Origin of the sequence: Streptomyces viridosporus (assembly GCF_002078235.1) — a bacterium.
Classification (GTDB): domain Bacteria; phylum Actinomycetota; class Actinomycetes; order Streptomycetales; family Streptomycetaceae; genus Streptomyces; species Streptomyces viridosporus.
In genome coordinates, this window is sequence record NZ_MSGP01000108.1 from 258 (window position 1) to 8,438 (window position 8,181).

Below are 8,181 nucleotides of genomic sequence, written 5' to 3' on the forward strand. Positions count from 1 at the left end.
CGCGGACGTCCGCGCGACCACCGGCGGCGGCACGGCCGTCGGAGGCGGAGCCCGTCACCGTGCGCGAGTACGGCACCCGCCACCTGCGGATCACCGTGCGCCACCACGGGGACACGCGCTTCAGCTGGTTGCGCGTACCCGGGCCGGCCCACACCCGTCCGCAGCGCCTCCCCCCGGCGGCGGTCGGGGCGGCACTGCGCCGCGTCGACGCCGCCGTCGGCACGGCCGGTACCGAGGGCCGGCGCGGTGTCCGGCTCGTCCTGGGGGAGTGGGCCGGCCCGGCGGCGGACGGTGCCGCGGGGTCCGGCGCGCGGTCCGGTGTGCTGTACCGCCTGCCGGGCGCCGTCTCGGTGGCCCGGCTGCTGCCCTGCGGCGACGACGCCGCGTTCCGGCTCTCCGTCGGCGCGCTGGCGGACCTGGGCGGAACGCTGCGGCGGCTGCACCGGGAGCCGTGGGAGTTCCCGGAGCGGCCACCGCACCCCGGCGTGCGACGGCTCCTCGCCTGGGTGTCCGGCGAGGAGGACGTCCCCGAAGCGGCGCGGCTGCGCGCGCTGGCCCGTGCCAGGCTCGGCCCTTCGCTGTGGGCGCGGCTGGCGGACTGGGCCGGGGCCGCGGACGCGTCGTCCGGCGCGGCGGGCGCGGTCCTGCTGCACGGCGCGCCCAGCACGGGGTGGCTGGTCCCCTGCCCCGTCGGAGGCCGGGCCGCCCTGCTCACCGGCGAGGAGGTCACCGGGGGCGACCCGGCCCTCGACCTCGGCTGGGTCCTCGGCGAGCTGTACGAACTGCGTGCCGCCGCCGCACGCGGCCTCGGCGCGGCCGGGCAGGGCCCGCCGGTCGACCACGCGACCGCGGCCCGCGCCCTGCTCTCCGGTTACACCGGTGGTGACGGCACCGACGCCGTACCGCCCGGCACCGGGCGTGCGGCCGCTCTCCGGCTGGCCGTGCACATGCGGGACTTCGCCTCGTTCGTCGGCTGGCACGAGGACCTGCGCCACTACTGCGACCTGCTGGCGGAGACCCTCGCCGAGGACGGGGCTCCCGCCCTTCGGTGGGACACGCCCGAGGCGGTCGCCGAGGACGCCCCGCGGGGACCACGCCGGGACCGCTCGGCCCGCCGGGGCGGACAGGACACGCGGCCCGCACGGTGAGACGCGGGAGCGTCACCCGGCGCGGCAGGGCGGCGGTGCCGCTCCGCCGCCCTGCCGTCAGCCGCCCGCGGCGAGGTTCGTCGCCACCGTCGCCGCGACGGTCGCCGTCAGCGCGCTCTCCGCGGCCCGCACGACGTGGCGCACCGCCGTCGCGGACCACCGGCCGTGCGCGACCGACTCCATGGCGGCCTCGACCCGGCGCACGTCGGCGTCCGGGAAGGCCAGGCGGTGCAGCTTCGCCCCGTGCAGCAGGGCCACCAGGCTCGCCGTGCGCTCGTCCGGCGTCACGGAGCCCCGGAGGACGACGGCGTCGAGGCGCTGCCGCACCGCCGCCTCCACCGAGCCGTCGGCCTCCGGGTAGCGGCGTGCGGGGAAGAGGCCGAGCACCTTCCTCCTCTCCTCCCGGACCAGTCCCTTCTCCAGCAGGCCCGCTCTCGCCCGGGCCACCGCGTCGGTCCTCAGCCGGTTGATCCAGTCCCCGGTCCTGCCCGGCCGGTCCCGGCCGGCGACGGCGGCGAGCGCGGCGTCGAGGGCGGGTTCGCCCGGTGGCGTCGCGTCGACGACGGTGACCCTGTCGTCGGTCACGTCGATCCGGCCGGCCAGGGCGAGTTCCACCAGCGAGGCCGCGGAGACCGCCAGGGCCACCTTGGCCTGCTCCTTCGCGGTGCCGGACTCGTCGTCCAGGGAGAGGAGCAGGAGTTGCTCGCCCAGTGTGGTGGGGGGTTCCGTGGGGGGCATGGTGTCCGTTCCTTCGGTGCTCGGGCGGGGCGGAGGCCGGCGGTGCGGACCCCCGCCCCGCCGTTCTCTGTGACGTCCCCGTCCGTACCGCAGTTCCCCGTGCCGCCGGAAGCGGGGACGTGCCGCGTCCGGGGAGCGGGCCCGCCGGTCATTTGGCGTCGGCGTAGCACTCCACCACCGCCGTCGTGAACGGGAAGCGCACCGGTGTCTCCCCGAACGTCAGCCGGCCCGCCAGGTCCGCGGCCTCCCGGATCGCCGCCACCACGTCCCGGGCCTCCTCCTCGGGACAGTGCACGATCACCTCGTCGTGCTGGAAGAAGACCAGCTCGGCCGCCCGGTCCGCCAGGGCCTGCCGCAGCGCGGCGAGCAGCAGCAGGGCCCAGTCGGCGGCGCTGCCCTGGACGACGAAGTTGCGGGCGAAGCGGCCCCGGGCCCGGGCGTCGGCCGAGGCGTGGCCCGGCACCCACGACCGGCCGCCCTCGGCCTCCTCCCCGGAGGCCCCGGAAGCCCCGGAACCCCCGGAGGTCCCGGAATCCCCGGCGACCGGGATGCCCGCCTCCTCCACCGCGTCGTCCGTCGTGCGGGCGACCGGCGGGCAGGTGCGGCCCAGCCAGGTCCTCACGAGCCGGCCCTCCTCGCCCGCGCGGGCGGCCTCGTCGACGTAGGCCACCGCCCGGGGGAAGCGGCGTCTGAGCGCGGCGAGGTTCTTCAGGCCGTCGCCCGAGGTCTGGCCGTAGACCGCGCCGAGGACGGCCAGTTTGGCCCGGTCGCGGTCACCGGAGAACACGCGGTCGGACACCGACTGGTACAGGTCGGTCTCCCGGCCGGCCACCTCCATCAGCCCGGGATCGCGGGAGATCGCCGCCAGCACTCGCGGTTCCATCTGGTCGGCGTCGGCGACGACGAGCCGCCAGCCCGGGTCGGCGACGGCCGCGCGGCGGATCACCTTGGGGATCTGCAGGGCGCCCCCGCCGTGGGTCACCCAGCGGCCGGTCACGGTCCCGCCCGCGTGGAACTCGGGCCGGAACCGGCCGTCGCGCACCCAGTCCTGGAGCCAGGACCAGCCGTGGGCGACCCAGATCCGGTACAGCTTCTTGTACTCCAGCAGCGGTTTCACGGCCGGGTGGTCGACGGACTCGATCTCCCAGCGGCGGGTCGAGGAGACCTTGACGCCGGCCTGCGCGAAGGCCTTGACCACGTCGGCCGGCAGGTCGGGCCGCACCCGGCGGCCGAAGGCGGCGGACACCTCGTCGGCGAGCTCGGCCAGCCGGCGCGGCTCGCCACCGCCCGCGTACCGCTCGCCGAGCAGGTCGTGCAGCACCGCGCGGTGCACGTCCGCCCGCCAGGGCAGCCCCGCGCGGTTCATCTCGGCGGCCACCAGCATCCCCGCCGACTCGGCCGCGATCAGCAGCCGCATCCGGTCCGGGTGCGCGGTCGCGCCGGTCCGCCGCTGCTGCTCGGCGTAGACGGCGAGGAGGTCGGACAGCGGGAGGGGGACGCCCGCGGGTTCGAAGAGGGGCGACTGCGCGCCCGGGTCGGCCGGTCGCTGCGGCGGGTCGGGCGGTACGGGGCCGCCGCGCAGCCGGGCCAGGGCGGCCGCGGCCGAACGGGGTTCCCCGTACCGCCCCTCGTGACCGAGCAGGAGCGTCTCGGCGGCCTCGACGTCGTAGCACCGCTCGACTCGCACCCCCGTGGCGAGCAGGCGCGGGTAGACCTCGGCGGTGGACCGCCACACCCACCGCGTGACGCCGGGACGGCTCCGCACGGCCTCGGCGGGATGCGCCTCCCGCCGCACCGGACCGGCGGGCAGCCCGTCCGGACCGAGGGGGGCGACGTCCACGCCGCCGTCCTCGGCCGGAGCGAGCGCCCACCGGTCGGCCATGTACGCGAGTGTGGCAGGGGGGTCTGACAACGGCCCCGGATCAGAGCCGGACCAGGGCCGGACCAGGGCCGGGCCAGGGCCGGACCAGTCCTCTCCGGGCCCGGATCAGTCCTCCCGCGGGGTCTCCCGCTCCTCGTCGCCCTCGCTCTCCTTCCGCGCTTCCAGGAACTGCGCCAGCAGCTCGGTGACGTACCGCTCGGTGGCGTCCTTGCCGACGCCGAGGCCGCTGAGGACGCCCTCGCCGTTCTCGTGCTCCAGCAGGGCGAGCAGGATGTGCTCGGTGCCGACGTAGTTGTGGCCGAGGCGGAGGGCCTCGCGGAAGGTGAGCTCCAGGACCTTCTTGGCCGCCGGGCCGTACGGCACCAGCTCGGGGGCCTCCTCGGCGGCCGGCGGGAGCGCCGCGGCCGCGGCCTCGCGGACCGCCTCCAGGGTGACGCCCTGCTCGGTGATCGCCTTCGCGGCGAAGCCCTCCGGCTCGGCCAGCAGGCCGAGGACCAGGTGTTCGGGGACGCCCTCGGCGTTGCGCGCGGCCTTGGCCTCGTTGTGCGCGGTCATCACCACGTTGCGGGCGCGGGGCGTGTAGCGGTTGAAACCCTGGCTGGGGTCGAGGTCGACGCCCTCCTTCGGCACGAAGCGCTTCTGCGCCGCCTGCCGGGTGACGCCCATGCTCCTGCCGATGTCCGTCCAGGAGGCGCCCGAGCGCCGGGCCTGGTCCACGAAGTGGCCGATCAGGTGGTCGGCCACCTCGCCGAGGTGCTCACCCGCGAGCACCGCGTTCTGGAGCTGTTCGAGGGGCTCCTCGTGGACCTTCTTGATGGCCGAGATGAGGTCGTCGAGCCGCACGGACGACGTGATGTTGGGGTTCGCGGTCATGTGTCAACCGTAGGTTGACAGTCCCGAGGTGTCAACCGTTAGTTGACACCTTCGGGTGGCGTCCCGGCATGGCACGATCGGTCCGTGAGCACGTCCAGCACCGTCGACCGCGCCTTCCGCACCGCCCTCCACGACGCCACCGACGAGACCCTCGACGCCGGCGCGTCCCTGCTCGCCGCGGATCCCGTGGCCGATGCCGAACTCGACCGGCGCGGACGGGAGTTCGTGGCGGCGGCCTGGCGGCGCGGCTGGCAGCCGGCCGATGTCGTGCGGATCGTGCGGCGGGAACTGGACGAGGTGCACGTACGGCTCGTCTCGGCGCTGATCCGGGCCCAGGCGCCGCACGACCGGCCCCGCGGTCCCCGCTGGAAGGCCCAGCTCGCCGGACTGACGGCCGAGGACGCGCCGCGCACCGACCGCTTCTCCTGCGCCACCGCCGTGCTGGAGCTGTACCGGCTGCTGCTGCGCCTGCCCGTCCTGGAACCCCTCGACGAGGCGCCGGTGGGGACGGGCCCGCGGGACCGGCGGCCGGAGTCCCGCATGCTCGGCCGGATCCGCGCGCTGCTGGCGAAGGCGGAGGCGACCGGGTTCCCCCAGGAGGCGGAGGCGCTCAGCGCCAAGGCGCAGGAGCTGATGGCGCGGCACAGCGTGGACGAGGCGCTGCTCGCGGCGCGGGCGCCCTCGGGCGAGACGCCGGACGCCTACCGGATCGGGGTGGAGCCGCCGTACGAGCAGGCCAAGGCGGTGCTGCTGGACGCGGTCGCCGACGCGAACCACTGCCGGGCCGTGTGGAACGAGCCCCTCGGCTTCTCCACCGTCGTCGGCTTCGCCTCCGACCTGGAGGCGGTCGAACTCCTCTACACCTCACTGCTGGTGCAGGCGACCACGGCGATGACCCGGGCGGAGGCCGCGCAGAGAGCGGGCGGACGGAAACGGACCAAGACCTTCCGGCAGTCCTTCCTCGCGGCCTACGCCCACCGGGTGGGGACGCGTCTCGCGGCCGCCGCCGAGAGCCAGGTGAGCGACGACCTGCTCCCGGTCCTCGCCTCCCGCGAGGTCGCGGTCGCCGACCGGGCGGACCGCCTGTTCCCGGAGACGACGACCACCCGGCTGCGCGGGGTGAGCGACGCGGCGGGCTGGGAGGAGGGCACCCGGGCCGCGGACGACGCACGCGTCGGGAGGCGCCCCCCTCTTCCCTGACGCGGGAAGGGTCAGTCGCCCGCCTGCTGGTAGGCGCTCACGGAGGCCTGGTGCCCGCCCTCGCCGTCGGACGCGACCGGGCCGTACGACCAGCGGAAGCTGCTCGTGCCGGGGTCGCCGGGGAGGACGACGCGCAGGGTCTCGGCGTCGAAGGCGCCGTCGCCGCGCGGACCGCGCACATAGGTGATGCCGAAGGAGGCGGAGTCGCCCTCGGCCAGGGTCAGCTTCTGCGCCGTGGCGCCCTCGGTCGGCGGCAGGTCGAGGGCGGAACCGCCGGGGCCGGCCAGCCGCACCTCGGGGAATCCCTCCAGGGTGCAGGTGGCGCCCCGGTTGGTGAGGCCGACGGGCACCTCGCCGGTGTCGCCGGCGGCCGGGGCGGCGCTCGCGGGGCCCACCTCCACGCTCACCTCGTCGAGCGAACACGCCGTGCTCTCCCGCTTCCCGTCGTCGCCCGTGTCATTGCAGGCGGTCAGGAGGAGGAGTGCGGCAAGGGCGGAGACAGCGGTCGGCGTGGCGCGCATCGGGGATCCTCTGGAGTCGTGGAGGTACCCCCAGATCATCACGTACGCGGTGCCGGTTGCACCGTCGGCCCCGCCGGTCGGCGGTCCTACGACCCGAGCTCCGCCGTCGGCAGCCCGGTCGGCAACCTGCTGCCCTCGGCCTTCGTGTACGTCTCGGTGCCGAGGGCGCCCTCCCACGTCACCTTCAGGGAGGAGCCGCTGACGGAGCCGACCGTGCCGTTCGCCCGGTCCTCGCTGCCGTCGGTGCACTTCAGACGGAGGGTGTGCGTCCCGGCGTCCTCCCGGGCGGTGCCGCTGCACACCACGCCACCGGTGGCGAAGAGGGCGGCCTGCTCGCCGGTGACCATCAGGGCCACGGCCCTGCCCCCGGCCGTGGCGAGCCAACTGCCCTCGAGCGCGCCGGCCGGGGCCGTGCGCGCGTCGGAACCGCCCGTGCCGCCCCCGGTGCCGGAACCACCCGTGCCGCTCCCCGTGCCGGGGGTCGCCGTGGCGGGCGGGGCGGGGGTCGCGGAGTCCTCGCCGGATCCGCCGTCGCCACTGCACCCGGTGAGCACCAGCGCACCCGCCAGTCCCACGGCCGCGGCCACCGTGCGCACCCGTCGGCGGGACGCCGCGCGGGGCGGGCGGGAGGAACCCGAGAAGGCCACCGAAGCCGCCGAGGTCACCGAAGTCACTGCAAGCCCCCCAAGGTGTGGCCGGCCCGGCGGGCCGGAACGGACGGCAGCCAGCTAACAGGACCCGCCCCGCACCCCACCAGACCCCGTGACGCACCTCGCACCGCCCGTGGGGGACGAGGACGAAGAGGAACGCACGCCCGGCGGCATGAGGAGGCGACACGGGGAAACACGAGGGAACACGACGGCCTCCGTACGCGTCTCTAGAGGGAGCGGGAAGCGGGTGAAGCGTCCGTCGAGGCGGTCACCGTACGGTCGGCGGAGCTGTAACCGTCGCACCACCCCGCGTGCACGTGCATCTGCTCATGCGTCTGCACATGAACAAAGCTATGATCCGGGTCAGTTGACCACTGCATCAATGGCCACACCAGCCAGTGCACCAGCGGGGAGCGACCTGTGGACCACGACGTGTACGACGGTGAGGGGCGCGACGGTGCCGCTGCGTCCGGCGTGTACAACGGCATGGCGGCCACCAGGCTGGACGGCGTGGCCTGGCAGAAGAGCCGGCACAGCAACTCGCAGGGTTCCTGCGTGGAGTTCGCCCGGCTGCCCGGCGGGGAGGTGGCCGTGCGCAACTCCCGCTTCCCCGACGGTCCCGCGCTGGTCTACACCCGCGCGGAGATCGAGGCGATGCTGCTGGGCGTGAAGGACGGCGAGTTCGACCACCTCGTGGTCGGCTGACGCGTCCCCGGGCGGGTGTCCTGGCCCCGGTGCGTCCTGCGCGGTGTCCGGCGGGCGGTGCCCCGCGCGGAGCAGCGGCGCCCGGAGGAGCGGCGCGCGGAGGAGCGGCGCGCGGAGGAGCGGCGCCCGGAAGCGCCGCTTCCCGTCACACGCCGGCGCAGGTGGGGCCGGCGGGGCGCCGGAGGCGGAACAGCGCCCAGACCACCTTGCCGCTGAGCGCGCCCGCCATGGGGTGCCAGCCCCAGCCGTCGCTGAAGGAGTCGACCAGGAACAGCCCGCGGCCCGACTCGGCGGAGCAGTCGTCCGAGTCGCGGGTGACGGGGCTGTCGTCGCTGGGGTCGCGCACCGCGCACACCAGCCGCCCGGTCCAGCGCATCAGATGCAGCCGTACCGGCGGGTCCTGCTCCCTCGACCGCGGGGCGTTGGCCGACAGGCCGTGCCGCAGGGCGTTGGTGACCAGCTCG

General features: G+C 75.9%; 9 protein-coding genes. 3 read left to right on the plus strand and 6 right to left on the minus strand.

What is annotated here, in order from left to right:
* Positions 1 to 1,148, plus strand: a 1,148-nt coding sequence (locus B7L92_RS40565) for a hypothetical protein (protein WP_218030433.1), incomplete at its 5' end; no start/stop codon positions are given.
* 57 nt (positions 1,149 to 1,205) lie between these two features.
* On the opposite strand, the gene B7L92_RS07840 is transcribed toward B7L92_RS40565, so the two are convergent.
* From B7L92_RS07840 to B7L92_RS07850, 3 genes are all read right to left on the minus strand, one after another.
* Positions 1,206 to 1,886, minus strand: coding sequence for a GOLPH3/VPS74 family protein (locus B7L92_RS07840; protein WP_081236733.1), 681 nt, complete (start codon positions 1,884 to 1,886; stop codon positions 1,206 to 1,208).
* A 148-nt stretch (positions 1,887 to 2,034) separates the two neighbouring features.
* Positions 2,035 to 3,768 (minus strand): bifunctional 3'-5' exonuclease/DNA polymerase, encoded by a 1,734-nt coding sequence (locus B7L92_RS07845; RefSeq protein WP_081236734.1) that lies wholly within the window; start codon positions 3,766 to 3,768, stop codon positions 2,035 to 2,037.
* A 105-nt stretch (positions 3,769 to 3,873) separates the two neighbouring features.
* Positions 3,874 to 4,641 (minus strand): Clp protease N-terminal domain-containing protein, encoded by a 768-nt coding sequence (locus B7L92_RS07850; RefSeq protein WP_081236735.1) that lies wholly within the window; start codon positions 4,639 to 4,641, stop codon positions 3,874 to 3,876.
* An 84-nt stretch (positions 4,642 to 4,725) separates the two neighbouring features.
* Between B7L92_RS07850 and B7L92_RS07855 the strand changes: the two genes are divergently transcribed.
* Complete coding sequence (locus tag B7L92_RS07855) at positions 4,726 to 5,841, plus strand: DUF2786 domain-containing protein (protein WP_081236736.1); 1,116 nt, start codon at positions 4,726 to 4,728, stop codon at positions 5,839 to 5,841.
* 11 nt (positions 5,842 to 5,852) lie between these two features.
* Here B7L92_RS07855 and B7L92_RS07860 read toward each other — a convergent pair whose 3' ends face one another.
* Positions 5,853 to 6,362, minus strand: coding sequence for a DUF4232 domain-containing protein (locus tag B7L92_RS07860; RefSeq protein ID WP_081236737.1), 510 nt, complete (start codon positions 6,360 to 6,362; stop codon positions 5,853 to 5,855).
* A gap of 86 nt (positions 6,363 to 6,448) precedes the next feature.
* A complete protein-coding gene (locus tag B7L92_RS07865; protein ID WP_255310807.1) occupies positions 6,449 to 7,027 on the minus strand; it encodes a hypothetical protein in 579 nt (192 codons plus the stop codon).
* A gap of 405 nt (positions 7,028 to 7,432) precedes the next feature.
* Here B7L92_RS07865 and B7L92_RS07870 point away from each other — a divergent pair, with 405 nt between their 5' ends.
* On the plus strand, positions 7,433 to 7,717 hold the full coding sequence (locus tag B7L92_RS07870) for a DUF397 domain-containing protein (RefSeq protein ID WP_081236738.1): 285 nt from the start codon (positions 7,433 to 7,435) through the stop codon (positions 7,715 to 7,717).
* 145 nt (positions 7,718 to 7,862) lie between these two features.
* On the opposite strand, the gene B7L92_RS07875 is transcribed toward B7L92_RS07870, so the two are convergent.
* The coding region (locus tag B7L92_RS07875) for an ATP-binding protein (RefSeq protein WP_143626259.1) at positions 7,863 to 8,181 on the minus strand (319 nt) is incomplete at its 5' end.